The organism is Frigidibacter sp. ROC022 (assembly GCF_024723735.1).
Lineage (GTDB): Bacteria > Pseudomonadota > Alphaproteobacteria > Rhodobacterales > Rhodobacteraceae > SLM-1.
The window spans coordinates 1-26,311 of record NZ_JANQDU010000011.1 but is presented as its reverse complement, the minus strand read 5'-3'; the positions used below and the strand labels follow the sequence as shown (position 1 = coordinate 26,311).

The following is a 26,311-nucleotide window of genomic DNA, read 5'->3' as shown; positions in this document are numbered from 1 at the left end:
GTTCTTCTAGGTCACAGGGCCGGAGAATCGGCGCCGGGCGCTTTGAAACGGGTCGCCTGCTTGCTATGCTTGCCGAAAAAGCCCCGGACGGGCAGGCAAGAGCAGGCAGGCAGATGACAACCGACACCACCGTTGGCCCGGATCCAGACTCCGGATGGTCACGTGAATGCGTGACGGTCCGCGACGCATTGGTGATGCCGCCGACCGAAAGCGCGATGATCCAGGCCTGCGGGGTCCGCGGCGCCGATGGCTGGGTCGGCCATGCCGCGACCTGGCGCGGCCGCCGTCCGATGATGGTCCCGCCCGAAACCGCGCCGAGACCCGCCGCCCGGCTCGAGGGGCGCTACATGTGGTGCGGCCAGCTCTGGGCGCATTTCGGGCATTTCCTCTGCGAGAGCATGGCCCGGATCTGGGGGCTGGCCGAGGCCGGCAGGCTCGACGGGCTGATCTTCATTGCCAAGCGGCCGGGCCGGATCGAACGGCTCAAGGGCTGGCAGAAGGAGTTCCTGGACCTGCTCGGGATCGATCTGCCGGTGATCGTGGTCTCGGCCCCCACCGAGGTGGCGGAACTGGTGGTTCCGGGACAGGGGTTCGGCCTGGGGCGGATCGACCGGGCGACGCCCGAATTCCGGGCCTTCTTCCACGACCGGTTCTGCCGGGACGTGGCCGCCGAGGGGCCGAAGAAGCTCTATCTCTCGCGCTCGGCCCTGGGCGGGCTGGAGGGCAGCGTGATCCTGGAGGAGCGGCTCGAGGCCAGGCTTTCGGCCGCCGGATACGAGATATTCCACCCGCAGAAGCATACGGTGGCCGAACAGGTCGCGCATTACCGGGCCGCCACCCATGTCCTGGGGCTGGACGGCTCGGCCTTTCACATGTTCGGCTTCGTGGCCCGCGCGGATCAGAAGGCCGCGGTCATCCTGCGCCGCAATTCGACCGTGCCGAACGGGCTGGTGCATCAGATCGAGGCCTTCTCGGGCCGGCGTCCCGATGTCATCGCCCATGTCGTGGCCGACTGGGTGCCGCGGCACAAGGGCCGCGCCGGACGCTATTCCTTTGGCCAGCTCGACATGGCGGCGGTCGCCGCCGAGTTGCAGGAGCTGGGCTATATCGACAATGCTGCCGACTGGACCGTTCCGCGGTTCCGAGAGGTGAAGAGCGCGATAGAGGGCTTCGGTGCCGCCAAGGATCTGCAATTCATGCGCAAGCTGCGCAAACCCGGAATGCCGGCGGTCGAAGGCCTGCAGACCGATGCAGCCTGACCGCGCCGCCGCGTCTCCCTGCACCGAGTGCCGGACCGGACCATGAGGATCACCGCCGTCACCTGCGTCAAGAACGAAGGCCCGTTCCTGATCGAGTGGATCGCCTTCAACCGGATCATCGGGGTCACCGATTTCCTGTTCTATTCCAATGACTGCAGTGACGCGACCGACCGGCTGCTGGATGCCCTGGCCGGGCACGGGCTGCTGACCCATCTGCCGAACCCGGCGCAGGGACGGAACTACCAGATGGAAGCGTTGAAGGACGCCCGCAAGCAGCCGGTGGTGCGGCAGGCCGACTGGGTCTGGATCGCGGATGTCGACGAGTTCCTGAACATCCGCCACGGCGACGGCACCATCCCCGAGTTGATCGATGCCTGCGGCAATCCGCAATGCATCTCGGTCACCTTCCAGTTCATGTCGAACGGCGGCGTCGAGCGGTTCGAGGACCGCCCGGTGATCGGCCAGTTCACCCGCACCCACAATCCCGATCTCTGGACCGACCAGAGCGCGCAGGAGGTCAAGTCCCTCGTTCGCAGGGACTTTCCGGTGCAGTATTACGGGGCGCACCGGCCCTTCTTCAAACCCTCCCCCGCCGGTGCCAGTCATCCGCGCTGGACCGACGGTTCCGGCCGGCCGGTGCCCGAGAAGTTCCTCCTCGCCGAGAACAAGCGCCGGATCCGCAAGTTCCCGGCCCGGGGCGCCCGCGACTTCGCGACGCTGAACCACTATGCGCTGCGGTCGCTCGACAGCTATCTGGTCAAGAACGACCGCGGCGACGTGAACCGCAAGGACCGCAATTTCGACACCGATTACTGGCGGGACCGCAATGACGACAGCCATTTCGACGACTCGATCCTGCGCTATCTGCCACGGCTGGAAGCGGAAATGGCGCGGCTGAAGGCCCTGCCCGGCATCGCCGATCTGCATGGCGAGGCGGTGCGGCTGCACCGCGCGACCCTGGCCCGGCTGATGGCCGATGCGGACTATGTGGCCCTGCGTGACGCCCTGCGGGCGGCGCCGAGAATTCCCCCCGCCGAACTGGCACTGCTGAAGGCCCTGACATGAGCGCGCCGCTGAAGGTCATCAATCTCGGCCTGCCGAAATCCGGCACCACGACGCTGGGCGAGGCGTTGAAGAGGGCCGGGTTGCGGGTCGCGGACTGGCGCATCCGCCGCGGTCAGGACGGGCCGCTGCGCCGCTTTGTCGGCGACCTGATGTATCAATCCTATTTCGACAATGGCGACCCGCTGGCCCAGCTCGGCGGATTCGATGCCTTCACCGAGATCGAGATCGTCCGCAACGACCTGAACCTCTGGCCACAGACCGACTGGGCGCTGATCTCGGCGATCCGCGAGCGGCATCCCGGAAGCCGGTTCCTGCTGAACACCCGCGACCCTGCGGCGATTTCCGCCTCGATGCAGCGTTGGAGCAACCTCGGCAAACGACGCCTTCCCGGGTCCAGCGTCCCGGGTCTGCCGATCCCCTATGGCAGCACCGACGCCGAACGGGTTCGCTGGATCGAGGGGCACTTCAAGTTTTGCCGGAAAGTATTTGAAAATTCGGATGATTTCCTTGAATTCGACATCGCGGACCCGGAGGCGCCCAAGCTGATTTCGGATTTCCTCGGCATCGACCTGCCCTGGTGGGGCGTGGCCAATGCCAACCCGGCCGAACCCGCCGAGGATGTCTCGTGAAACTGACCCTGCTGATCACGCCGGACTCCGCCGGAGCACAGCGGCTGCAATCGGTGCTCGACGCCAAGCGCGACGCCCTGTCGAAACAGGGCGTGGTATTCGGCCAGGCCCTCGGCCGGAAGAACCACACCCGGCTCTACATGGCGACGACGGCCCCGGAGCGGGTGGAGTTCCTGCGCTGGAACCGCGGCTTCGCCAGCCCCGAGGCGCAGATGCTGCTGGCCAACACGGTGCGCCACGAATTGCTGACCGAGGTCGAGCGTTCCCGCCCCGATCATCTGGTGCTGGCCTGCTCGCAGCTGGCCGACGGGTTGCTGACCGAGGCCGAGGTGGCGCGGCTGAAGGCGCTTCTGGACCCGGTCTCCGAGGATGTCCGCATCGTCCTGCATGTCGAGGATCAGGCACGGGCGCTGGCCCGGCACTACGCCGAGCAGGTCTTCCTCGGCCGGATCGCCGGGCTGGAGCAGGAACTGGCGCTGGCGGGCCGGCCCGACTGGGTCGTCGCCGCGCTGGCCAGTCGGATCAAGGCCGAGCCGCGGTTGAACCGCTACCCCGAGATCGCCTCGGCTCCGGTCTGGCTGGACTATGCCGCGCTGCTGACCCGTTGGGAAAACGTCTTTGGTGCCGGAAGCGTGGTGCTGCGCCCGCAGGACGATGCGCGGCTCTACGGCGCAGAGGCACCGGCGGAACTGGCCGCCTTCCTCGGGCTCGACCGGGCGATCGGCAAGGTCGCCCCGGTGCCGCTGCCGGACCTGCCCTCGGACGCCACCCTGGCCCGGGCGCGGCAGATGAATGCGCTGTTCGAGAAGCTCCTGGCCAGCGGCCGGATCATCACCCGGATGCTCTGGCGCCGGCTGCTGGGAGAGGTCGCGGTGCCGGGCGCGCCGGTGGCGCCGGGGGCCCTGGCGCCGGTCTCGCGGCATTTCGCCAAGCGCAACGCGGAGTTGCTGTCCCGTTTCCCCGACCTCGGCCCGGCGTTGACCCCGGACCCGGCGCTGCCCGACTGGGACGAGCCCGACCCGACCCTGGGGTTTCGCGCGAGCCAGTATCTGACCGCCTTCCTGCCCCGGATCGACAAGGCAACGCAGGAGTTCCTCAAGGCTCGCGCCGCCAGCACCGCCAGCCCCCGAAACGCCCCGGCCACCGTGGCGCCGCTGTCGCCCGAGGCAGAACGGCTGCTGCCGCCGCTGGCCAAGGCCACCTATGCCGAGCTGTCGCGTGGACGCTTCGCGCCGCACAACGGGATCGTCCGGGTCAACGAGGAAGAGCTTGGCTCCCCCTACCCGGCAGTGCCGCCGCGGCCGCTGAGCGGTGACAATACCGGCAATGTCATCGTCGGATGCATGAAGAACGAAGGCCCCTATATCGTCGAATGGATCGCCTATCACCGCGCCATCGGGGTCGACAACTTCCTGATCTACACCAATGGCTGCGAGGACGGGACCGCCGAAATCCTCGACCGGTTGCAGGAGCTCGGCGTCGTCCAGCACCGCAACAACGACGAATGGAAAGGCAAGTCGCCGCAACAGGCGGCCCTGAACAAGTCGCTCAAGGAACCGCTGGTGAAGAATGCCGACTGGCTGATCCACATTGACATCGACGAGTTCATGAACATCCGCACCGGCCAGGGCACCCTGCCCGACCTCTTTGCCAGGATTCCCGATGCGACGGCGGTGGCGATGACATGGCGGCTGTTCGGCCACGGCGGCGTGACCGAGTTCGTCGACGAACCCGTGATCGGCCAGTTCACCCGCTGCGCCCCGGCCTATTGTCCCAAGCCGCACACGGTCTGGGGCTTCAAGACCATGTTCCGCAACGATGGCGCCTACGCCAAGATGTCCTGCCACCGGCCGAACAAGCTGGCGCCCGAGAAACGCCCCCACGTCCGCTGGGTCAACGGCTCGGGCCAGCCGATGGCCGACAGTCTGAAGGATCGCGGCTGGCGCAACGGCGTGCAGGACATCGGCTATGACCTGATCCAGCTGAACCACTATGCGCTGCGCTCGGCCGAATCCTTCCTGATCAAGCGGCAGCGTGGCCGGGCGCTGCATGTCGATCGCTCGATCGGGCTGAACTACTGGATCCGGATGGATTGGTCGGATGCCACCGATCTGACGATCCAGCGCAACCTGCCCCGGCTGCGCCAGGAAATGGACCGGCTGCTGGCCGACGACAAGCTGGCCACGCTGCATCGTGGCGCGGTAGACTGGCACCGAAAGAGGGCCGAGACCCTGCGCCGCGAGCCGGAATTCGAAGAACTGTTGCGCCAGGCGCTGGAAACCCGCCTGTCGGGCATGGAACGGGTCGCCTATGCGCTGGCCCTCGATCTGGAGAGTTGATCAATGGTCTGGAACCCTCTCGCGAAGCTCGCCAAGGTGGCCGCCCGGACCGACAGGACCGGGACCGAAGCACCTGTGGCCGTCGCGCCCGTCGCCGCATGGGACGGAGAGCCCGCGCCCGCCCCCGACGACAGGTCGGACAAGGCGGCGCAGACAGCCGCCGACCCCTTGCCGAAGGCCGAGGCCGAGACCGCGACAGAGGCTGACCCGCCCGCCGCGGCAAAGCAGAAGTCCAAGCCGAAGGCGAAGGCGAAGGCCGGCGCCAAGAGGAAGCCCAAACCGGCCGCCAAGGCCGCCCCTAGCGACGGCAAGGTGATCCACTCGCTGGGCATGAAATTCCCCGTCGACCGGGAGTTGCTGACGCGCCGTCAGCTGCGCCTGCTGCGCGAGAACAGATACGAGGAGAACGAGTTCAACGCCATCCGCTCTCAGGTCCTGGCCGATGATGTGGTGATCGAACTGGGCGCCGGCATGGGCTTCATGTCCACCGCCGTGGCGCTCAAGCGCAAGGTCAGGCAGGTGCACGCCTACGAGGCCAACCCGCGGATGATCCCCTATATCCGCGAGGTACACCGGCTGAACCGGGTCGAGCATATCCAGCTGACCAATGCGGCGCTCGGCCCCAAATCCGGCACGGTGAATTTCTACATCCGTGCCGAGTTCCCCGATTCCTCGATGAGCGATCAAGAGGACAGCCAGCTCAGCCCGGTGGTCGCCGTCGAAGAGGTGCCGATGCTCGATATCGCCGCCGAGTTCCGCCGGGTCGCGCCGACCTTCCTGATCTGCGACATCGAGGGCGCCGAGGCCGACCTGCTTCCCGCAACCGACCTTTCGACCCTGCGCTGCGCGGTGGTCGAACTGCATCCGCAATGGATCGGCAGCGCCGGCGTCAAGGCCGTCTTCGATGCCATGGCCGCGGCCGGACTGACCTATTATCCACGCAGTTCCCGGAACAAGGTCGTCACCTTCCGCCGGGACTGGTGAACATGCGCGCCCTGGCCGTCCTGACCGTCCGCAACGAGGGCGCCTTCCTGCTGGAATGGCTGGCCCATCACCGCGCCGTGGGTTTCACCGATTTCCTGGTGTTGTCCAACGATTGCGAGGATGGCACCGACGCCATGCTCGACCGGCTGCAGGCGATGGGCTGGCTGACCCATCTGCGCAACCCCGGCCCGCATGAGGGCGGCGTGCAATGGGCGGCGCTGAAACGCGCCGATGCCGACCCGCTGGTTGCCGAGGCCGACTGGATTCTGGCGCTCGACATCGACGAATTCGTCAATATCCACACCGGCGACGGCAGCCTGGCGGCTCTGCTGGCGGCGCTGCCGAAGGCGCAGGCGATCACCCTGACCTGGCGGCTGTTCGGCAACGACGGCGTGGTGCGCTTTGCCGATGCTCCGGTGACCGGGCAGTTCCGCCGCGCCGCCCGGCGCGACATGCACTGGCCCTGGCGCGCCTTCATGTTCAAGACGCTCTACCGCAACGACGGCACCTATCGGAAGCTCGGCGTGCACCGGCCGCGGAACCCGGACCCGAAGCGGATCGACTCCGCCGCCTGGTTCGACGGTCAGGGCCGAGAGCTGCCGCCCGAATTCCGCAAGGCGCGGCTGTTCTCGCCCTTCGGGCGCGACAACTATGCGCTGGTGCAGTTGAACCATTACGCGCTCGGCGCGATGGAAAGCTACATCCTCAAGGCCGACCGGGGCCGCGCGGTGCATGGCGGCGAGCGGTTGGGGATGGATTACTGGGTCGATCGCAACTGGACCCAGGAGGAAGACCTGAGCATCGCCCGCTACGAACCCGCCCGCGATGCCGGCCTGGCCGAACTGAAGGCCGACGCCGAGCTGGCCCGCCTGCATGACGAGGCGGTCGCCTGGCGGCGCCGGAAATTCGAATCGCTGATGCTCGACGACGGGCTGCGCGCGCTGTTCGGACGCCTGCTTCTGACCCCGCCCTCGCGGCCCGTCGCCCCGGAAGCGGCGCAATTCCTGTTCGGATTCGCCCAAAAGGCCCGCCGCGCCACGGACTGATGCCGATCCGGAAACAACCGGATCGGAATAGTTCCCCGACTTGTCGATGCGGGCTCTGCCGGGATTGAGGCCCGCCACAGGCTCGGTCTAGATTGGCCGGAGCACGGGGGTGCACGACATGGTGACGACGACGGATCCGGCAGCGCAAGCTGCCGAACTGGCTGGGCTGGACGATTCCGCCTGGCTCGAGGCGCTTGACGCCATCGCCGAGGAACGCGGCTATTTCGAGCCGGTCGGCCCGGATCATGCCGCCTGTTTCACCGATGAAGGCCCGGTGCTGCTGGTCACTTTCGAAACCATGACGGCCGCCCGCGCCCGCCCCGATCAACTGCCGCAGGGCTTTTCGCTGGCCGATGCCCGCGGCTGGTCCCAGCTGACCATTCTGGCCCGGGACGAGACCTGGTTTCGCGACCGCCGGGTCTATGGCTATTTCGACCGGCTGGTCGATGACGGGTTCTTCGAGGATTTCGACCGGGTGATCTTCTACGGCGCCGGGATGTGCGGATATGCGGCCTGCGCCTTCTCGGTGGCGGCCCCCGGCGCGACGGTGCTGGCGGTGCAGCCCTATGCCACGCTCGATCCGTTGCGCGCCGGCTGGGACAGGCGGCACCGCGACAAGCGGCGGCTGAACTTCACCGACCGCTACGGGTTTGCACCGCATATGATCGAGGCCGCCGACCGCGCCTTCCTGTTCTACGACCCGCAGGTCGATGCCGATGCGATCCACGCCAGCTTCTTCACCTGCCCCAACACGAGCCTGGTCCGGATGCCGATGCTGGGCGACAACATCGCCAGCGATCTGGTCCGCATGCAGGTGCTGGACACCCTGCTGGACGAAGCCGCCGAGGGCCTGCGCCCCGCCGCCATCCACCGCGCCCTGCGTGCCCGCAAACGCTACCTGCCCTATCTGCGCAACCTGATCGGCCGGCTGCGCGACTCGGGGCAATGGATGCGGCTGGCCAAGGTGACGCGGCTGCTGACCGAACGCTATGGCGGGCGCCGGTTCCAGAAACTGCATGACGAGGCTCTGACCAGGCTGAAGGCGGCGGGTCAGACGTTGCCTCCACGTCCCACGGCGCGCCGACCGGTCAAGGTCAGCTGACCTTGGACAGGGATCACGCCCTGTCGGGCCCTTGAATCAGGTGACGGGATGGACGCGCTTCAGTCGGGAGGGGTCCCGTGCCGGTTGGCGACAATGACGGCGCTGAGCGCCTCACCAAGTGCCGCGAAAGGCGCGGCGAGCAGGAAGCTGAACTTTTGAACGGGTGCGGTCACGACCGCAGGGGTGGCACGATGTGCCATGGGAACACCAGATATGCATGATTGATTGGGACGTGCCCTGCATATGGCAGTTCGGCGGCCTTCCGGCAAGGGGCGCGGCGGCCGTCACCCCGTCACCGACCGCTCTGGCCGCGCTGTCTCGGCCGTCCATGGCGACGAAGTCCTTCAGTCCGCCGACCCGCCCCCAGCCCAGCCGCCGGCAACACGAGCAGTTGCAGGTGATCGGCGGGTCCAGGCCGGCCTCGACCGAATGGTGAACAGCGCCACATTGGCATCCGCCGGTGTAACCTGTCCTTCCCATGCCTCCTTCCCCCGGGGTCAGCTCAGCATGGCGCCGGCCCCGAACCGCACCAATGGCAAGATGCCATGCCGCCGGGCCGTTGCCGAAACGTTCATCTTCGCAGCGCGGGACATTTGGTTTACCTTGCGTCACCTTGTCGCAGGCGCAGCGGCGCAACGGAGATTGAAAATGCGAACAGCTTCCATGGCACTGTGCCTCGTCATCCTGTCGGCACAGGGGGCCGTCTCCGAAGCCAGCCTGGACAGGGGCGAATATCTGGTCCGCGGCCCGGCGGGCTGCGGCAACTGCCACACCGAACAGGGGATGGATGGCCCGATCATGGCAAGGGAACTGGCCGGTTTCCTGGTCGAGGACAGTGACGCGATGACCGCCATCGCCCCCAACATCACCCCGGCCGGACGGGTCGGCACCTGGAGCGACGCCGAACTGGCCCGGGCGATACGCGAGGGCCTCCGCCCCGACGGCACGCTGATCGGCCCGCCGATGCCCTTCATGATGTACCGCGGCTGGGGCGACGAGGACCTCGCCTCGATCGTGATGTTCCTGCGGACCCTACCACCGGTGGAGAACGATCTGCCGGCCTCGGAGTATCGCATACCCCTGCCCCCGGCCTATGGACCTCCGGTTGACAGCGTGACCCCGCCGCCACGCGGCGTGACGGTGGAATACGGCGCCTATCTTGCCCATACGGTCGCGCATTGCATGGAATGCCATACCCCGTTCGGCCCGGCCGGCCCGATGATCGAGGATCACCTCGGCCAGGGCGGGTTCGAGTTCTTCGGCCCCTGGGGTGTCTCGGTGGCGGGCAACCTGACCTCGTCGGCCGATGGGCTGGCCGGCTACAGCGACGACGAGTTGAAGGCGATCATCACCACCGGCAGGCGGCCGGACGGCTCGCCGATGCTGCCGCCGATGCCCTATGCCTATCTGGCCCGGATGACGGCCGAGGATCTGGACGCGGTGCTGCTCTATCTGCGCAGCCTGCCGCCCCTGCCCGACATGTGACCGGCCCGGGATCGGGCGCAATACTGCCGCCTGCGGACTTTCCACCGCGGGCGGAACCGGCTAAGCGCGGGGCATGACAAATCTGACGATCCGCCGCCCCGATGACTGGCACCTGCATCTGCGCGACGGCGCCATGCTGCGCGCCGTGCTGCCCGAAACCGCGCGTCATTTCGGCCGCGCGATCATCATGCCCAATCTGGTGCCGCCGGTGGTGACCGGGGCCGAGGCGCTGGCCTATCGCGAGCGCATCCTGGCCGCCCTGCCCGAAGGCGCGGCGTTCGAGCCGCTGATGACGCTCTACCTGACCGAGACCACCGACCCCGAGGACATGGCCCGGGCCGCCGCCTCGGGACTGGTCAAGGCGGTCAAGCTCTACCCCGCCGGGGCGACAACCAACTCCGACTCGGGGGTGCGGGACTTCGACAAGGTGCGCGGCGTTCTGGAACGGATGGCCGAAATCGGCCTGCCGCTCTGCGTGCATGGAGAGGTCGTCGATCCCTCGGTCGATATCTTCGACCGCGAGGCGGTGTTCATCGAGACGGTGCTCGACCCGCTGCGCCGCGCCACGCCGGGACTGCGGGTGGTGATGGAGCATGTGACCACCGCCGAGGGCGTCGCCTATGCCCGCGCCGGCGGGCCCGACCTGGCCGCGACGATCACCGCGCATCACCTGGTCATCAACCGCAACCATATCCTCGCCGGCGGCATCCGGCCGCATTACTACTGCCTGCCGATCGCCAAGCGCGAAACCCACCGGCTGGCGCTGGTCGAGGCCGCGACAAGCGGCGATGCGGCCTTCTTCCTCGGCACCGACTCGGCCCCGCATCCGGACCCGGCCAAGGAACAGGCCTGCGGTTGCGCCGGCTGCTTCACCGCCACCAACGCACTCTCGGTGCTGGCCGAGGTCTTCGAGACCGCAGGGGCACTGGATCGGCTGGAAGCCTTCGTCAGTCTCAACGGCCCCGCCTTCTATCGCCTGCCGCCGAGCGAGGCCCGGATCACCCTGAGCAAGGGCGCCCCGGTCGCCTATCCCGACAAGATCGCCAGCGGTGCCGGGCCGGTGACGGTCTTCGACGCCGGCTTTCCGTTGCACTGGCAGGTCGAGACATGAACGCGGCCCGGCCCCCGCAACCGAACCACAAAGGAGAGCCCTCGTGATTCCATCGACCTTCCCGCCCAGGGACGAGATCGCCCGCCTGTCGGCGCGGATGCTGCTGGACATCGGTGCAGTGCATTTCAGGACCGATCCGCCCTATGTCCATGCCTCGGGCCTGGAAGCGCCGACCTATGTCGATTGCCGCAAGCTGATCTCGTTCCCGCGGATCCGCTCGGTGCTGATGGATTTCCTGACCTGCACGGTGATGCGCGAGGCCGGGCCGGAAGCCTTCGACAACATCGCCGGGGGCGAGACGGCCGGCATCCCCTTTGCCGCGCTGGTGGCCGAGCGGATGGCGCTGCCGATGACCTATGTCCGGAAGAAACCCAAGGGCTATGGCCGCAACGCCCGCATCGAAGGTGCGATGAGCGAGGGCCAGAGGGTGCTGCTGATCGAGGACCTGACCACCGATGGCGGCTCCAAGGTCAGCTTCGTCGAGGCAATCCGCGAGACCGGTGCCAGTTGCGGCCATACCGCGGTGATCTTCTACTACGACATCTTCAAGAACACCGAGCCGATGCTGGCCGAACACGGGATCAAGCTGCACTGGCTGACGACCTGGTGGGACGTGCTGGCCGAGGCCCGGGCGGGCCAGGATTTCGACCCGGCGACCCTCTCCGAGGTCGAGACCTTCCTGACCGACCCCGAGGCATGGCGCGCCGCCCGCAAGGGCTGACGATTCGTCGCCGCCGGGCCGGATGACAGCCGGATGACGCTGCTGCCTCCGTCGGGGAAAGGACACCGTTGACCCGGGCCCATTCGCGGCCTACCGTCAAAATATGGCCGAACAGGGCGCCAAACCCTACCCGATATGGTATCGTGAATTGTTCACAAACCATCCACAGAAACATACAATTTGCCTTGGCCGGGTCGCCCGGCCTAAGCCATCTCCGGGCATGGGACGAGACATACAATGACTGAGATCAGGGCAATCGGGCCGGGTGCGACCCCGGCCACGGCGGGGCTGTCGGAAGAATCGGACGAAACCGCGTTGCCGCATAATATCGAGGCTGAACAACAGCTTCTCGGCGCAATCCTGAACAACAACGACATCTACGATCGGGTCGCCTCGATCATCAGCGCCGAGCATTTCCACGAGCCGGTGCATGCGCGGATATTCGAACTCGCCGCCGCGCGAATCGCCAAGAACGCGCTGGCATCGCCGGTGACGCTGAAAGGCTTCCTGGAAGACGACGAGGGCCTGAAGGAACTGGGCGGCGCCGCCTATCTGGTCAAGCTTTCGGGCGCCGCGATGGCGACCTACGCGGCGCGCGACTATGCGCAGATGATCCATGATCTGCACATCCGCCGCAAACTGATCGAGATCGGCCGCGACATCGCCGGCAAGGCGGCCCGCCAGGAAGCCGAAAGCGAGCCGTCCACGCAGATCGTCGAGGCCGAGAGCAAGCTCTATTCGCTGGCCGAGAAGGGCAATGCCGAACAGGGGTTCCAGTCCTTCCTGACGGCCGTGACCCAGGCGGTGAAGGTCGCCAATGCCGCGCATATGCGTGACGGCGGACTGGCCGGGATCGCCACCGGGCTCACCGATCTGGACCGCAAGCTGGGCGGGCTGCATCCTTCGGACCTGCTCATCCTCGCCGGACGTCCGTCGATGGGGAAGACCTCGCTGGCCACCAACATCGCCTTCAACGTGGCCAAGAGCTACAAGAAGGGCATCCGCCCCGACGGCACCGAAGGCGCGGTGAACGGCGGCGTGGTCGGGTTCTTCAGTCTCGAGATGTCCTCGGAACAGCTGGCCGCAAGGGTCCTGTCGGAAGCCTCCGAGGTGCCCTCGGACCGGATCCGCAAGGGCGCGATGGACGAAACCGAGTTCCGCCGCTTCGTCGACGCCGCCAAGACGCTCGAGGCCTGCCCGCTCTACATCGACGACACCCCGGCCCTTCCGATCAGCCAGCTTGCGGCCCGCGCCCGGCGGCTGAAGCGGACCTACGGGCTCGACCTGCTGGTGGTCGATTACCTGCAGCTGGTGCGCCCGGCGAGCGCCAAGGACAGCCGGGTCAACGAGGTCTCGGAGATCACCCAGGGCCTCAAGGCCATCGCCAAGGAGCTCGACATTCCGGTCATCGCGCTCAGCCAGCTCAGCCGTCAGGTGGAGAGCCGCGAGGACAAGCGCCCGCAACTGTCCGACCTTCGGGAATCCGGCTCGATCGAACAGGACGCCGATGTGGTGATGTTCGTGTTCCGCGAGGAATACTACAAGGAACGCGAGAAACCCGGCGATCACGAGCTGGAAAAGATGGCCAAATGGCAGGAAGAGATGGAACGGCTGCATGGCCGCGCCGAGGTCGTGATCGGCAAGCAGCGGCACGGGCCGATCGGCACCGTCGAACTGGCCTTCGAGGGCCGCTTCACCCGCTTCGGCAATCTTGCGCAGGGCTATCAGTCCAACGCGCGGGTGGAAGACTTCTGATCCGCAGCTGACGGGAGGCGGCGCTGCCGCCGGGGCTTGCCAGTTCCGGCCGTGCGCTCTACCTCAGGCCAGCCGTGTCACGGGGCGGCGAAGGCAGGGGCGATGCAGGACCGACCGACCAACAGTCACGCTGCCCGAAAGGCGAAGCCGCAACTCTTGCCGCCCGCAGCCGACCGACCCCAACTTGCCACCGCCGCGCCCGGCAGCCGCTGGGCCCGGCTGGGCCATTGGCTCGGCCCGGTCATGGCGCTCGGGCTGATCGTTCTGGCGGTCGTCGTCTTGCGCGAAGTCACCCACGAGATCACCCTCGCAGCGGTCCGCAAGGCGGTCCGGGCGGTGCCCCTTGCCCATATCCTGGCCAGCCTGGGCCTGGCAGTGCTGGCGATGATGACCATGGGGCTCTACGACGTGCTGTCGTGCAAGATCGCCGGCCTGCGGCATGTCCCGGTCCGGCTTGCCGCGGTTGCCGGATTCTGCGGCTATGCACTGGCAAACGCCTTGGGATTTCACATCATTCTGGGCGGCACGGTGCGCTATCGCATCTATATCGCGAACGGGCTGACGGCACAGCAGATCGCGCAGATCCTGGCCCTGTCGCTGGGCACGATCTGGCTGTCGGTGGCGGCGGTCGTCGCGGTGGTCTTCATGCTGGAGCCGGCGATGATCCCGCTGTTCCGCTGGGCACCGGCCGCGACCCAGGCGGTCGGCGCCGGGCTGGGCCTGGCGCTGCTGGCGCTGATCGTCTGGCTCTGGCCGGGGCGCAGCAGCATCAGCATCCTCGGCTGGCGCTTTCCGGTGCCGAACGGCCCCGGCGCAATCGCCCAGACCGCCCTGGGCGTGATCGATTTCGGACTGGCCGCCGGGGCGCTCTATGTCCTGCTGCCCGGCGATCTGCAGCCTGCCTTCCTGCCCTTCTCCTTGATCTTCATCACCGCCTTCCTGGCCGGGGCGCTCAGCCATTCGCCGGGCGGGCTCGGGGTGCTCGAGGCCGGCATCCTGCTGGGCCTGGGCGCGGTCAACCGGCCCGATGCCGTCGCCGCCCTGGTGGTGTTCCGGCTGACCTATTACATCGTTCCCTTCCTGGTCGCCGTCGCCGCGCTGGTGGTGATGGAGACCTTCCGCTACGACCGGCCCTGGCGCACCTTCTGGCGGCCCGCCGCGATCACCGCCGCACTGGGACTCCTGGTGGTCCTGCTGCTGGTCCTGACCCGCAAGAATTGACCGTCCGCAGAGCCTGACGCCACGGCCGGTCCGGGCAAGGCGCTGCCGCCGCCGCCGACCGGCCCGCTTTCCGCTTGCACCCTATCCGGGCAGCCGTCAAAACCCATGACTATGGGAACCGCAACGCTCGAGATCGACCTCACCGCCCTGACCGGCAACTGGCAGGCCCTGGATGCCCTTTCGGCGCCGTCCACCGTGACCGCTGCCGTGGTCAAGGCCGACGGCTATGGGCTGGGGGCCGAGCGGGTCGCCCGCGCCCTGCTGCGCGCCGGAGTCCGGCAGTTCTTCGTCGCCCTGGCCGAGGAAGGCGCCGCCCTGCGCAACGCACTGGGCCGCGAACCGGACATCTTCGTCCTCTCGGGCCACATGCCCGGCGATACCGACATGATCGGCGATCTCGACCTGACGCCCTGCCTGAACTCGGTCGAACAGCTGACCCGGCATTTTGAGGCCCTGCCCGGCACCGGCTTTGCCATCCAGCTGGACACCGGCATGAACCGGCTGGGACTGGAGCCGGCCGAGTGGGCAGCGGTGCGCGACATCGCCCTGACCCAGCAACCCAACCTGATCATGTCGCACCTGGCCTGCGCCGATGAGCCCGAGCATCCGATGAACGCCTACCAGCTCGACCTGTTCCGCGAGCTGACCGAGGGTGTCGATGCGCCGCGCTCGCTGGCCGCGACCGGCGGCATCCTGCTGGGCCCCGACTATCACTTCGACCTGACCCGCCCCGGCATCGGCCTGTATGGCGGCGCGCCCTTTGCCGATGCGCAGCCGGTGGTCCGCCTGTCGCTGCCGGTGATCCAGGTGCGCGAGATCGAGGCCGGCGAAAGCGTCGGCTACGGCTGCACCTGGGAGGCCGAGAAGCCCAGCCGGATCGCCACCGTGGCGGCCGGCTATGCCGACGGGCTGCACCGGGTCCTGTCCAATCAGGCGATGCTCTATCACGGCACGACACGCTGCCCGATGGTCGGCCGGGTCTCCATGGATCTGATCACCGTCGATGTCACCCATCTGACCGAGACCCCGGTGGCACTGGATATCCTCTCGCAGGAGCAGACCGTCGATGATCTGGCAGAGGTGGCGGGCACCATCGGCTATGAGGTGCTGACCGGGCTCGGGCCCCGCTATGGGCGGCGCTATGTCGGCTAGGCTTCTGGCGCCGGTCGCCGGGCTTGGCCGCGCGGTTCTGGATGCCATGGCCGCCACCGGGCGGGTGACGATTTTCGCCGGCAGCGCCGTCGGGCATCTGTTCCGGCCCCCGATCTACTTCAAGGAAATCCTGTACGCCGCTCTTTCCATTGGATATTTCTCGCTTCCCGTCGTCGCGCTCACGGCCCTGTTCACCGGCGCCGCGCTGGCCCTGCAGATCTACGCCGGCGGCGCCCGGTTCAGCGCCGAGGCGGTGGTGCCGCAGATCGTCGCCGTCGGCATGGTGCGCGAGCTGGGGCCGGTGCTGGGCGGGCTGATGATCGCGGCGCGGGTCACCTCGTCCATCGCCGCCGAGATCGCCACGATGAAGGTGACCGAGCAGATCGACGCCCTTGTGACGCTCTCGACCCATCCGATGAAATACCTCTCGGCGCCCCGTATCCTGGCCGCGACCCTGGTGGTGCCGGTCCTGGTCGGGGTCGGCGACGTGATCGGGGTTTTCGGCGGCTATCTGGTCGGCACCCTGAAGCTGGGCTTCAACGCCGCGACCTATCTGCACAACACCGTCGATTTCCTCGAGTTCTCGGATATCGCATCGTCGCTGACCAAGGGCGCGGTCTTCGGCTTCATCGCGGTCACGGTGGCCTGCTACTACGGCATGAACTCGGGGCGCGGTGCGCTCGGCGTCGGCAATGCCACCAAGGGGTCCGTCCAGACCGCGGCGGTGCTGATCCTGGCGGCCAACTTCGTCCTCACCGGGCTGTTCTTCGCCGCATGATCGAGCTTCGGGACATCCGCAAGGCCTTCGGCCCCAAGCAGGTGCTGGACGGGGTGGACCTGAAGGTCGAGACCGGCGAAAGCCTGGTGATCATCGGCGGATCGGGAACCGGAAAATCCATCACGATCAAATGCATCCTGGGACTTGTTCAACCGGATAGCGGGACCATCCTTCTGGATGGGCAGGACATCACCAAGGCCGACCGGGACGCCTTCCTTGCCCGGTTCGGGATGCTGTTCCAGGGCGGCGCCCTGTTCGATTCGATGCCGGTCTGGCAGAACATCGCCTTCCGCCTGCTGCGTGGCCCCGGACGGCTGCCCCGGGCCGAGGCCAGAGCCCTCGCCATCGAGAAACTCGCCCGGGTCGGCCTGGGCCCCGAGACCGCCGATCTCTATCCGGCGGAATTGTCGGGCGGGATGCAGAAACGCGCCGGCCTGGCCCGCGCCATCGCCGCCGACCCCGAGATCATCTTCTTCGACGAACCGACGGCGGGGCTCGACCCGATCATGGCCGGAGTCATCAACAGGCTGATCCGCGACATCGTTGACGAAATGGGGGTGACCGCGATCACCATCACCCATGACATGACCACGGTGCGCGACGTGGCGCATCGGGTGGCGATGCTGCACGGCGGGAAAATCCGCTGGTGCGGCCCGGTGGACGCGGTCGAGACCGCCGACGATCCCTATCTGGACCAGTTCATCCATGGCCGCGCCGAAGGACCGATCGCCACTCTGCGCTAGGCGCGGCCGCGACAATATGGTTCAGATGACCGAACCCGAGAAACGGCGCCGGAGGGGCGCGCTGGGCCCATGCGATATCTCAATCTCCTGCTGCTGATCCTGTTCCCGCTGGCCTGGTTCGCGCCGATGCTGCGCGCCGGGCTGCTGCCCCTGTTCGGGCTGAACGAGATATCGGTGATGACCGGGTTGCAGGCCCTCTGGTCGGAAGACATCTATCTGGCGCTGCTGGTCACCACCTTCGCGCTCTTCGCGCCCTATCTGAAGACCATCGGCCTGGCGCTGGTGCATTTCGGCCTGGCCGACGCCCGGATCGTTCCGGCGCTGTTGTTCCTGGGCAAGCTGGCGATGGCAGACATCTTCCTGCTGGCGCTGTATATCGTGGTGCTCAAGGGGATCGGCGTCGGACGGGTCGAGACCGCCTGGGGGCTCTACCTGTTCACCGGCTGCATCATTGCCTCGCTGGCGGTGTCGCTGTCGACGGGCCGACCGGCGACCAGACCCAGACGCCGGTAATCCTTGCGGGTCCGGTCATCCTCGACCAGCACGCCCTCCGGCACCGTGCCGCCCTTGCGCTTCCAGTGGGTCGTCACGCTGTCACAGTGATAGAAGCGGCTCCCCCGGGCCATCGACAGCGGATTGAACAGATAGCCTGCGACCCCATGTGTCGCCCAGACCGTATCGCCCAGCGGGCCGCGCGGGCAGACCACCCATTTCTCCTTTGTGGTGGTGCCGGGGTCGAAGCGCAGGACGTGATCGCCGTGCCGCGGCTTGTGCCCCCCGAGATCCCCGGCCAGTCGCCAGAGGCAGCGCGCGGTGGCATAGCCCAGCCGGGACTTCTCGGCCGCCTCGAACAGCGTCGGCCCGTCCGACACCGGCAGTTCGTCAATATCGCAATGCATGACCGACCGGGCTTCCCGCAACCAGGCATGGCGGCAGATGTTGAGCATGCCGGTCTGGAGGAACAGCGCCCGACTGGCAGGCGAGCGGATGCCGACCGGCCCGAAACGCGCCGGCACCGAAATCACCGCGACCGCAAGGCCCGGGATTTCGGCCAGCACCGCCGCCGTCTCTTTCGGGTCAACCTTGGTCGAGGCATTGTCGAGAAACAGCAGGGCTTCGACCCCTTGATGCCGGGCGCAATGGCCGGCCCAGTCCCGAACCCAGTCCAGGTCGTTGTCCTTCGACAGCGTCACCAGGCAGCGGCGGCCGGCAAATCCCGGCAGTGGCCGCAGAATCGGTACTGTCAGGTCGAGCCCGTCATGCGCGAACCTCAACTCGGCCGGAGCCTCTCCGGCCGTCAGCCAGACTTCGCAATGGCGGCGATAGACCTTGATCCGGCGCAGCCGCAGAGGCGTTCCATCGGCCAGGTATCGGCCCGCCCGCATCAGCGGCTTCAGGTTCAACGGCGGCGGCCCGACAAGGACCAGCGCCTTGCGGTCGGGGCGGTAGGCGGCCCCATAGAACAACGTATCGAAATCGTAGCGCGCATCGTGATCGGGCCCGTGCGCTTCGGGCTTGAGCAGGGGATCGCGCCGCCACCCACAGCCTTCCGGCAACACGGTCGAAGCCAACTCGTCAACCAGAAGATCGGTGCCAGTCACGGACATGGAATCCGGCTATCACGCGGTCTTGCCCCGAACAAGCCGCAAGCCATTTGACCCTGCCAGCGACTTCGGGCAGACCGGCGACATGGCCAAAGCCCCCGCCTTTACCTGCTCTGAATGTGGCGCCAGCCATCCGCGCTGGTCGGGGCGCTGCGATGCCTGCGGCGCCTGGAACACCATCGTCGAGGAGGCACCGCTCTCGACCGGGCCGGCCTCGAAGACCCTGGGCAGCAAGAAGGGCGGCGCCATCGCGCTGACCGATCTGGCCACCACCGACATGCCGCCGCCGCGCAGCCTGTCCGGCATTGCCGAATTCGACCGGGCGCTTGGCGGCGGGCTGGTCGGCGGCTCGGCCATCCTTGTCGGCGGCGATCCCGGCATCGGCAAATCCACCCTGCTGCTGCAGGCCGCCGCTGCCTTCGCCAATTCGGGGCTGAAATGCATCTATATCTCGGGCGAGGAAGCCAGCGCCCAGGTCCGGATGCGGGCCCAGCGGCTGGGTCTTGCCGAGGCGCCGGTGCGTCTGGGGGCCGAGACCAACCTGCGCGACATCCTGACCACCATCGACGCCGAGCGCCCGGACCTGGTGGTGATCGATTCGATCCAGACCATGTGGGCCGACAACGTCGCCAGTGCCCCGGGCAGCGTCGCCCAGGTCCGCGCGGCGGCGCATGAGCTGACCTCCTTCGCCAAGCGCCGCGGCATCTCGGTGGTTCTGGTCGGCCATGTCACCAAGGACGGCCAGATCGCCGGGCCGCGGGTGATCGAGCACATGGTCGATACGGTGCTCTATTTCGAGGGAGAGCGCGGGCATCAGTTCCGCATCCTGCGCGCGGTCAAGAACCGCTTCGGCCCGGCCGACGAGATCGGCGTGTTCGAGATGACCGGCGCCGGCCTCTCGGAGGTCGCCAATCCCTCGGCCCTGTTCCTCTCGGACCGGGTCGAACCGCCGCCGGGCGCGGTGGTCTTTGCCGGGATCGAGGGCACCCGGCCGGTGCTGGTCGAGTTTCAGGCCCTGGTCGCCCCCTCGCCGCTGGGCCAGCCGCGGCGCACCGTGGTGGGCTGGGACGGCAGCCGGCTGGCGATGATCCTCGCGGTGCTGGAGGCGCGCTGCGGCATCCCCTTCGCCGGGCTCGATGTCTATCTGAACGTCGCGGGCGGGCTGAAGGTCAGCGAACCGGCCGCCGATCTGGCTGTGGCGGCTGCGCTACTTTCGGCCAGAGAAGACGTGGCGCTGCCGCGACAGACTGTCGTTTTCGGGGAAATCAGCCTATCAGGAGCGTTGCGACCGGTGGGTCAGACCGAAAACCGGTTGAAAGAGGCAGGCAAACTTGGTTTCTCCGACGCGATTGCCCCTTCCGGCAGTCGCACCGGCGACGGGTCAGGCATCAGCATTCGGGATTTCCCCGACCTGACCGCCTTTGTCGGAGAGGTCTTCGGCGCCGGGTGATCCGGTCGCGGGACGGAATTTTCGAAGCCGGCTGACCCGGCAGGAGAGCAGTACATGGACGGCTTTACTCTGGTAGATGGCGGCGTTGCGCTGCTGATCGTGGTATCGGCGATTCTCGCCTATTCGCGCGGTTTCGTGCGCGAGGCGATGGCCATTGCCGGCTGGATCGCGGCGGCGGTGCTGGCCTTCATCTTCGCGCCCAAGGCGCAACCCCTGATGAAGGAAATCCCGATGCTCGGCGATTTCCTGGGCGACAGTTGCGAATTGTCGATCATTGCCGCCTTCGCCGGTGTCTTCGCGCTCAGCCTCGTCGTGGTATCGCTGTTCACGCCGCTGTTCTCCTCGGTCGTGCAGCGTTCGGCACTGGGCGGGATCGACCAGGGGCTGGGCTTTCTCTTCGGTGCGCTGCGCGGCATCGTGCTGGTGGCGGTGGCCTTCATCGTCTACGACCGGGTGGTCGGCGGCGACCCGATCAAGATGATCAGCGACAGCCGCACCGCCAAGATATTCGCCCGCAGCCAGGAACGTCTGGACGAAACCATCCCGACCGATGCGCCGGGCTGGATCGTCGATCGCTATGACGAGCTGACCAGCGTCTGCAACAAGTGACACGCGCCACGGCGGCCGACTGCCCGCAAAGCGGGCAATCGGCCCGGCGCCGCCATCAATTCTCCGGCACGGCCCAACCGATGGGTGACAGCACCCGGTAAGGGCGTTACATGATCGTCATCGCGATCCAGATTCGGAAAGCCGCATGCGCAAGCTGCCCTCTGCCCCGACCCTCCCGGCCCATCCGTTTGACGCCCGAGATGACGGCGACAAGCTGAAGGAGGAATGCGGGGTCTTCGGGGTCGTCGGCCTGACCGATGCCGCCAATTTCGTCGCCCTCGGCCTGCACGCGCTGCAACATCGCGGCCAGGAGGCCGGCGGGATCGTCACCTACCATCCCGACCACGGATTCACCTCGGCCCGCCGGTTTGGCTATGTCCGCGACAATTTCACCAAGGCCTCGCTGATGGGGACGCTGCCCGGCAGCATCGGCATCGGCCATGTCCGCTATTCCACCGCCGGGTCGAAGGGCGCTTCGGAAATCCGCGACATCCAGCCACTGTTCGGCGAGTTCTCCGACGGCGGCGTGGCACTGGCCCACAACGGCAACATCACCAATGCCGATGCGTTGCGGAAGGAACTGATCGAGCGCGGCTCGATCTTCCAGTCCTCCTCGGACAGCGAATGCATCATCCATCTGATGGCGCGCAGCCTGCAACGTTCGATCCCCGAGCGGATGAAGGACGCGCTGCGCCGGGTCGAGGGCGCCTTTTCGGTGGTCGCGATGACAAGGACCAAGCTGATCGGTGTCCGCGATCCGGTCGGCGTCCGGCCGCTGGTGCTGGGCCGCTCGGGCGAAGGCTGGGTGCTGGCCTCGGAAACCTGCGCGCTCGACATCATCGGCGCCACTTTCATCCGCGAGATCGAGCCGGGCGAGATGGTGGTGATCTCGGCCAAGGACGGGTTGAAGAGCTTCCGCCCCTTCGACAGCCGTGCCTCGCGGTTCTGCATCTTCGAACATGTCTATTTCTCGCGCCCGGATTCGATCCTCGGCGGCCGCTCGGTCTACGAGACCCGCGCCCAGATCGGTGTCGAACTGGCCCGCGAAGCCCCGGTCGAGGCCGATCTGGTCTGCCCGGTGCCCGACAGCGGCACCCCGGCGGCGATCGGCTACAGCCAGGAAAGCGGGATTCCCTATGCCATGGGGATCATCCGCAACCAGTACATGGGCCGCACCTTCATCGAACCCACCGAGCAGATCCGCAACATGGGCGTCCGGCTGAAGCTGAACGTCAACCGGGCGCTGGTGAAGGGCAAACGGGTGGTTCTGGTCGATGACTCGGTGGTGCGCGGCACCACCAGCCGCAAGATCAAGGAAATGATCATCGAGGCCGGCGCCGCCGAGGTGCATTTCCGCATCGCCTCGCCGCCGACCGCCTGGCCCTGTTTCTACGGCGTCGATACGCCCGAACGGTCGAAGCTGCTGGCGGCGACGATGTCGGAACAGGAAATGCGCGACTGGATCGGCGTCGACTCGCTGCGCTTCATCTCGCTCGACGGGCTTTATCGCGCGGTCGGCGAGGCCACGGGCCGCAACCCGGAAGCGCCGCAATACTGCGACGCCTGTTTCTCGGGCGAATACCCGGTGGCACCCTCGGACATGATCGACAAGGGCTTTGCCCTGAAGGCCGCCGAATAGGCGTCGGCCCGGGCTACCCGACCGCTTCCAGGCCACCCGCAACCTCTGAGAAATCGCGGGCCCAGATCGCACGACAGGAATATCCGCGCAGTTTCCGGCACGGTGCTTTGCCGGCCCATATCGCCGAGATCGCCCGCGACCAAGCCACCGGGCATCCTGAAAGGAGCTCCGATGATCCCGCCGCATGTCAGCGCCATCGACGTCCCCTGCAACGCCGAAACGGCCTGGCGCACCTTTGCCGAGGGGATGCCGCGCTGGTGGCCGCTCGAGAAGCGTTCGATGGCCAGGATGGGCGGTTCAGCCGCCGAAGAACTGACCACCGATGTCCGGATCGGCGGCCGGATCGTCGAGACCGGGCAGGACGGCAGTCTCCATCACTGGGGCACCTTCCGGAAGCTGGAGCGCTTCTCGCTGATCGAGTTCGACTTTCACATGGGGCTGCCGGCCGATCAGACCGGCCAGGTCACGGTGACATTCGAGCCGCTGGACGACCGCACGCGGGTGACGCTGAAGCAGTGGAACTGGGAAGGCTATGGCGACATGGCCGAGATGATGCGCAAGGGCTATGGCTCCAGCTGGGCGCTGCTGTTCGAAGGGGCCTATGCCGTGGCCTGTAGTGACAACTGAAACATACGTGATTTCAAGGCGTAATGGGCCATTCCTAAAGTGGCCCCAACGACCGCGGCGCGGCGCCCCCTTGACCAGACCCGCAACCCCGGGCAGAAGCCCGCAATGACCCGCATTGCCCTCATCACCGGCGCCTCGCGCGGCCTAGGCTCGGCCTTGGCCGAGGCTCTGGCGCCCAGCCATCACATCGTCGCCGTCGCCCGCACCACCGGGGCTCTGGAAGAGCTGGACGACCGGATCCAGGCCAGGGGCGGCAGCGCCACCCTGGCGCCGATGGATATCCTCGATCCGAATGCCATGGCGCATCTCTGCCGCGGCATCCATGACCGTTGGGGCCATGCCGATCTCTGGCTGCATACGGCGGTTCACGCCGCCCCGCTGTCCCCGACCGCGCAGATGGATGCCAAGGACTGGGACAAGTCGGTGGCGCTCAACGTCACCGCCACCGGCTATCTGATCCCGATGGTGGAACCGCTGTTGCAGGCCGCCGGCGCCGGTCGGGCGGTGTTCTTCGACGACCCGCGGGGCGGGGAGAAGTTCTTCGGCGCCTATGGCGCCACCAAGGCGGCCCAGATCGCGCTGGCGCGAAGCTGGCAGGCCGAGACCGCCAGGTTCCCGCTGACCGTCGATATCGTCACCCCGCGGCCGATGCCCACCGCCACCCGCGCCCGCTTCCACCCCGGAGAGGACCGGGCGCCGCTGGCCGATCCGCGCGCCGAGGCAAAGCGCCTGCTGGGGGAACTCGGCCTGCTCTGAGCGCTACCAGTCGAAGGCGGCAACCTGCCGGCGCCGGCCCAGCGTGAAGGCGTCGGCGACATGCATCATCGGCGCCAGATCGACATCGCTGCGCCCATGCGCCACCAGTTCGGCCATCCGCTTGTAAAGCGTCGCGTATTCGATGTCTGGCGCATCCGCCGCCGGGCCGCCGTCGAGGCTCAGCGTCGCGCCGCCGTTCTGCAGCAGCAGCCGCCCCTCGTCGGTCTCGGCCTCGATGTCCCAGGTCTGCGGGCCTTCCTGACGCCAGTCGAAGACCGCCCCGACCGCGACCCCGCCCGGAGCACGAAACGAGAGCTCGGCGGCAATCGGGGTGTCGCGATTGGCGGGAAAGTCCAGCACGGCCGCGTCCAGATGCACCGCAAAGGGCAGGATCTCGGTCAGGATCGACAGCGCGTTGATCCCCGGATCGAAGACGCCCAGCCCGCCCGGCTGCCAGATCCATTCCTGCCCGGGATGCCAGCGCCGCACGTCCTCTTTCCAGGTGACCCGGACCCGGCGCAGGTTCCTGTCCGCCAGCCAGGCCCTGGCCGCCTGCACCTGCGCCGCGGCCCTCGAATGCCAGGTGGCATAGAGGCTGACCCCCGCCGTCTCGGCCAGACGCGCCAGCTCGAAACATTCCGACAAGGTGGCGCCCGGCGGTTTTTCCAGCATCACATGGCGTCCCGCCGCGATCGCCTCGGCCGCCGGTTCGAACCGCGCCGCCGGCGGCATGCAGAGCGACACCACGCCGATATCCGGCCGCGCCGCCAGCATCTCGGCCAGGCTGCCGAAATTCTCCACGCCCTCGACCGTGGCATTGCGGCTGACAGCGGCGGCAAGGGTCCAGTCGGCACTGGCGGCAATCGCCGGAATATGCTGGTCTCGGGCGATCTTGCCGATCGAGACCAGGGCGATCTTCATGGGTGTGTCGGTCACGGGAAGCGGGCCTTTCGATGCGTCACCCGCTTATCGCCAGCCCGGGGGCCGACCGCAAGCCACCTGCCCCGCCCGCCGCTCAGGCCGAGCGCCGCAGCCCCCCCGAACGGCGCCCCGCCCAGGCCCGCACCGCATCGCCGAAAGCACCGAACAGTTTCGACGAGACCGGGTCGGCAGCGGCGTTGTATTCCGGGTGCCATTGCACCGAGAGAGTGAACCCCGGCGCGCCCTCGATATAGATCGCCTCGGGCGTGCCGTCCGGTGCCAGCCCGTCGATCACCACCCGGTCGCCGGGGGTCTTGATCCCCTGCCCGTGCAGCGTGTTGGTCATCACCTGGGTCTTGCCCATCAGCCGGTGGAACGGCCCGCCTTCGGTGAAGGTCACCATGTGGCGCAGGGCGAATTTCTCTTCCAGCGTGCCATCGGGCGGCATCCGGTGGTTGCTGCGCCCCGGCAGGTCGCGGATTTCGGGATAGAGCGAGCCGCCCATAGCGACATTCACCTCCTGAAATCCGCGGCAGATCGCCATCATCGGCTGGCCACGCTCGACCAGCGCCCGGATCAGCGGCAGCGCCAGCCGGTCGCGGGCCCGGTCGAAACTGCCATGCGCCGGGGTCGCGACCTCGCCGTATTCCTCGGGATGGACATTGGCGCGGCCGCCGGTGAACAGGAATCCGTCGCAGGCCTCAAGCAGATCCTCGATCGGCGCCAGTTCCGGGTCCGAGGGAACGATCAGCGGCAGGCAATCCGCCACTTCGGCCACCGCGGCCGAGTTCATCGCCCCCCCGGCATGGGTTTGATAGGTGTCGTTGATGAGATGGGCATTGCCGATGATGCCGACGACCGGGCGCGCCATACAGGTTCCCTCTGGATTTGCGCCGATCCTAGGGCCCCGCGCCGCGTCACGAAAGGGGGGCGGTGGCGTCAAATGCACCGAAGGCCGCAATTTCCCACAGATATTCGCGGGTCCGGACGCGAATGCCCTGGTTTTGAACGCCCTCTGCGCGGTGCCGGACACATGACACCGGCCGGCATTGCGCGAGGCCCCGCGCCGACGCCCCCCCCCCCGGCAGGGCCGGAAGGCGCCCCCTCTAGATGTGAACTCTCAGTAGGTTGTTCATCCGATCCGGGGTTAGGCTGCAATCGCCAAACCACAGCCGAGGACCCCGAAGGATGAACAACCTGCATCAAGGTGCCCGTCTTACCGTCCATAGTCGAGAGCTGATCGTTGCCCGGCGCGCCGAAGGTCGTCCGGTGGCGCGGATCGCTGCCGAGTTCGGGGTGTCGGTGCGCACGGTCC

25 protein-coding genes are annotated in these 26,311 nt (G+C 67.4%); 22 read left to right on the top strand and 3 right to left on the bottom strand.

The window, feature by feature from the left end:
- The first annotated feature begins 170 nt into the window (after positions 1 to 170).
- From NUW50_RS21140 to NUW50_RS21065, 16 genes are all read left to right on the top strand, one after another.
- Positions 171 to 1,259, top strand: a complete 1,089-nt coding sequence (locus NUW50_RS21140; RefSeq protein ID WP_258291174.1) for a glycosyltransferase family 61 protein — start codon at positions 171 to 173, stop codon at positions 1,257 to 1,259.
- A gap of 42 nt (positions 1,260 to 1,301) precedes the next feature.
- Positions 1,302 to 2,324: a glycosyltransferase family 2 protein gene (locus tag NUW50_RS21135; protein WP_258291173.1), complete on the top strand. Its 1,023-nt coding sequence runs from the start codon at positions 1,302 to 1,304 to the stop codon at positions 2,322 to 2,324.
- Positions 2,321 to 2,953 carry a sulfotransferase gene (locus NUW50_RS21130; RefSeq protein WP_258291172.1) on the top strand — a complete coding sequence of 211 codons (633 nt, stop codon included), beginning with the start codon at positions 2,321 to 2,323 and terminating at the stop codon, positions 2,951 to 2,953. Before NUW50_RS21135 ends, NUW50_RS21130 begins: the two co-directional genes overlap by 4 nt.
- Entirely contained in the window at positions 2,950 to 5,292 is a 2,343-nt protein-coding gene (locus NUW50_RS21125; protein ID WP_258291171.1) for a glycosyltransferase family 2 protein, read from the top strand. Before NUW50_RS21130 ends, NUW50_RS21125 begins: the two co-directional genes overlap by 4 nt.
- A 3-nt stretch (positions 5,293 to 5,295) precedes the next feature.
- On the top strand, positions 5,296 to 6,276 hold the full coding sequence (locus NUW50_RS21120; RefSeq protein WP_258291170.1) for an FkbM family methyltransferase: 981 nt from the start codon (positions 5,296 to 5,298) through the stop codon (positions 6,274 to 6,276).
- A 2-nt stretch (positions 6,277 to 6,278) separates the two neighbouring features.
- Positions 6,279 to 7,322, top strand: a complete 1,044-nt coding sequence (locus NUW50_RS21115; protein ID WP_258291169.1) for a glycosyltransferase family 2 protein — start codon at positions 6,279 to 6,281, stop codon at positions 7,320 to 7,322.
- 118 nt (positions 7,323 to 7,440) lie between these two features.
- The gene (locus NUW50_RS21110; protein WP_258291168.1) at positions 7,441 to 8,424 is read left to right on the top strand and encodes a phosphoadenosine phosphosulfate reductase; all 984 of its coding nucleotides are present in this window, start codon (positions 7,441 to 7,443) and stop codon (positions 8,422 to 8,424) included.
- Between the two features lie 663 nt (positions 8,425 to 9,087).
- Positions 9,088 to 9,909: a c-type cytochrome gene (locus NUW50_RS21105; protein ID WP_443135130.1), complete on the top strand. Its 822-nt coding sequence runs from the start codon at positions 9,088 to 9,090 to the stop codon at positions 9,907 to 9,909.
- A 73-nt stretch (positions 9,910 to 9,982) separates the two neighbouring features.
- Positions 9,983 to 11,020, top strand: a complete 1,038-nt coding sequence (gene pyrC / locus NUW50_RS21100; protein WP_258291166.1) for a dihydroorotase — start codon at positions 9,983 to 9,985, stop codon at positions 11,018 to 11,020.
- Positions 11,021 to 11,063: 43 nt separating this feature from the next.
- The gene (locus NUW50_RS21095; protein ID WP_258291165.1) at positions 11,064 to 11,741 is read left to right on the top strand and encodes an orotate phosphoribosyltransferase; all 678 of its coding nucleotides are present in this window, start codon (positions 11,064 to 11,066) and stop codon (positions 11,739 to 11,741) included.
- 237 nt (positions 11,742 to 11,978) lie between these two features.
- Positions 11,979 to 13,496: a replicative DNA helicase gene (locus NUW50_RS21090; RefSeq protein ID WP_258291164.1), complete on the top strand. Its 1,518-nt coding sequence runs from the start codon at positions 11,979 to 11,981 to the stop codon at positions 13,494 to 13,496.
- Between the two features lie 102 nt (positions 13,497 to 13,598).
- A complete protein-coding gene (locus NUW50_RS21085; RefSeq protein ID WP_258291163.1) occupies positions 13,599 to 14,717 on the top strand; it encodes a hypothetical protein in 1,119 nt (372 codons plus the stop codon).
- A gap of 111 nt (positions 14,718 to 14,828) precedes the next feature.
- The gene (alr, locus tag NUW50_RS21080) at positions 14,829 to 15,869 is read left to right on the top strand and encodes an alanine racemase (protein ID WP_258291176.1); all 1,041 of its coding nucleotides are present in this window, start codon (positions 14,829 to 14,831) and stop codon (positions 15,867 to 15,869) included.
- Complete coding sequence (locus tag NUW50_RS21075) at positions 15,859 to 16,647, top strand: MlaE family ABC transporter permease (protein WP_258291162.1); 789 nt, start codon at positions 15,859 to 15,861, stop codon at positions 16,645 to 16,647. The genes alr and NUW50_RS21075 overlap by 11 nt, the downstream gene beginning before the upstream one ends.
- Positions 16,644 to 17,390 (top strand): ABC transporter ATP-binding protein, encoded by a 747-nt coding sequence (locus tag NUW50_RS21070; protein ID WP_258291161.1) that lies wholly within the window; start codon positions 16,644 to 16,646, stop codon positions 17,388 to 17,390. The genes NUW50_RS21075 and NUW50_RS21070 overlap by 4 nt, the downstream gene beginning before the upstream one ends.
- A 69-nt stretch (positions 17,391 to 17,459) precedes the next feature.
- Entirely contained in the window at positions 17,460 to 17,903 is a 444-nt protein-coding gene (locus NUW50_RS21065; RefSeq protein WP_258291160.1) for a paraquat-inducible protein A, read from the top strand.
- Here NUW50_RS21065 and NUW50_RS21060 read toward each other — a convergent pair.
- Positions 17,819 to 18,991, bottom strand: coding sequence for a hypothetical protein (locus NUW50_RS21060; RefSeq protein WP_258291159.1), 1,173 nt, complete (start codon positions 18,989 to 18,991; stop codon positions 17,819 to 17,821). The two genes, NUW50_RS21065 and NUW50_RS21060, sit on opposite strands and share 85 nt — an antisense overlap.
- Before the next feature lie 88 nt (positions 18,992 to 19,079).
- On the opposite strand from NUW50_RS21060, the gene radA reads away from it, so the two are divergent.
- The 5 genes from radA to NUW50_RS21035 all read left to right on the top strand — a co-directional run bounded on the left by radA (position 19,080) and on the right by NUW50_RS21035 (position 24,075).
- Entirely contained in the window at positions 19,080 to 20,444 is a 1,365-nt protein-coding gene (radA, locus tag NUW50_RS21055) for a DNA repair protein RadA (RefSeq protein ID WP_258291158.1), read from the top strand.
- A gap of 54 nt (positions 20,445 to 20,498) precedes the next feature.
- Entirely contained in the window at positions 20,499 to 21,053 is a 555-nt protein-coding gene (locus NUW50_RS21050; RefSeq protein ID WP_258291157.1) for a CvpA family protein, read from the top strand.
- Positions 21,054 to 21,198: 145 nt separating this feature from the next.
- Positions 21,199 to 22,692 carry an amidophosphoribosyltransferase gene (gene purF / locus NUW50_RS21045; RefSeq protein WP_258291156.1) on the top strand — a complete coding sequence of 498 codons (1,494 nt, stop codon included), beginning with the start codon at positions 21,199 to 21,201 and terminating at the stop codon, positions 22,690 to 22,692.
- A 171-nt stretch (positions 22,693 to 22,863) separates the two neighbouring features.
- A complete protein-coding gene (locus NUW50_RS21040) occupies positions 22,864 to 23,319 on the top strand; it encodes an SRPBCC domain-containing protein (protein WP_258291155.1) in 456 nt (151 codons plus the stop codon).
- A gap of 105 nt (positions 23,320 to 23,424) precedes the next feature.
- Positions 23,425 to 24,075 (top strand): SDR family NAD(P)-dependent oxidoreductase, encoded by a 651-nt coding sequence (locus NUW50_RS21035; RefSeq protein WP_258291154.1) that lies wholly within the window; start codon positions 23,425 to 23,427, stop codon positions 24,073 to 24,075.
- Between the two features lie 3 nt (positions 24,076 to 24,078).
- Here the strand turns inward: NUW50_RS21035 and NUW50_RS21030 are convergent, their stop codons facing one another.
- Together NUW50_RS21030 and NUW50_RS21025 are read right to left on the bottom strand one after the other, a co-directional pair.
- Complete coding sequence (locus NUW50_RS21030) at positions 24,079 to 24,996, bottom strand: Gfo/Idh/MocA family protein (protein ID WP_258291175.1); 918 nt, start codon at positions 24,994 to 24,996, stop codon at positions 24,079 to 24,081.
- Between the two features lie 94 nt (positions 24,997 to 25,090).
- Positions 25,091 to 25,867: a gamma-glutamyl-gamma-aminobutyrate hydrolase family protein gene (locus NUW50_RS21025; RefSeq protein WP_258291153.1), complete on the bottom strand. Its 777-nt coding sequence runs from the start codon at positions 25,865 to 25,867 to the stop codon at positions 25,091 to 25,093.
- A 317-nt stretch (positions 25,868 to 26,184) separates the two neighbouring features.
- On the opposite strand from NUW50_RS21025, the gene NUW50_RS21545 reads away from it, so the two are divergent.
- A partial coding sequence (locus NUW50_RS21545) for a sigma factor-like helix-turn-helix DNA-binding protein (RefSeq protein ID WP_443135129.1) occupies positions 26,185 to 26,311 on the top strand: 127 nt, incomplete at its 3' end.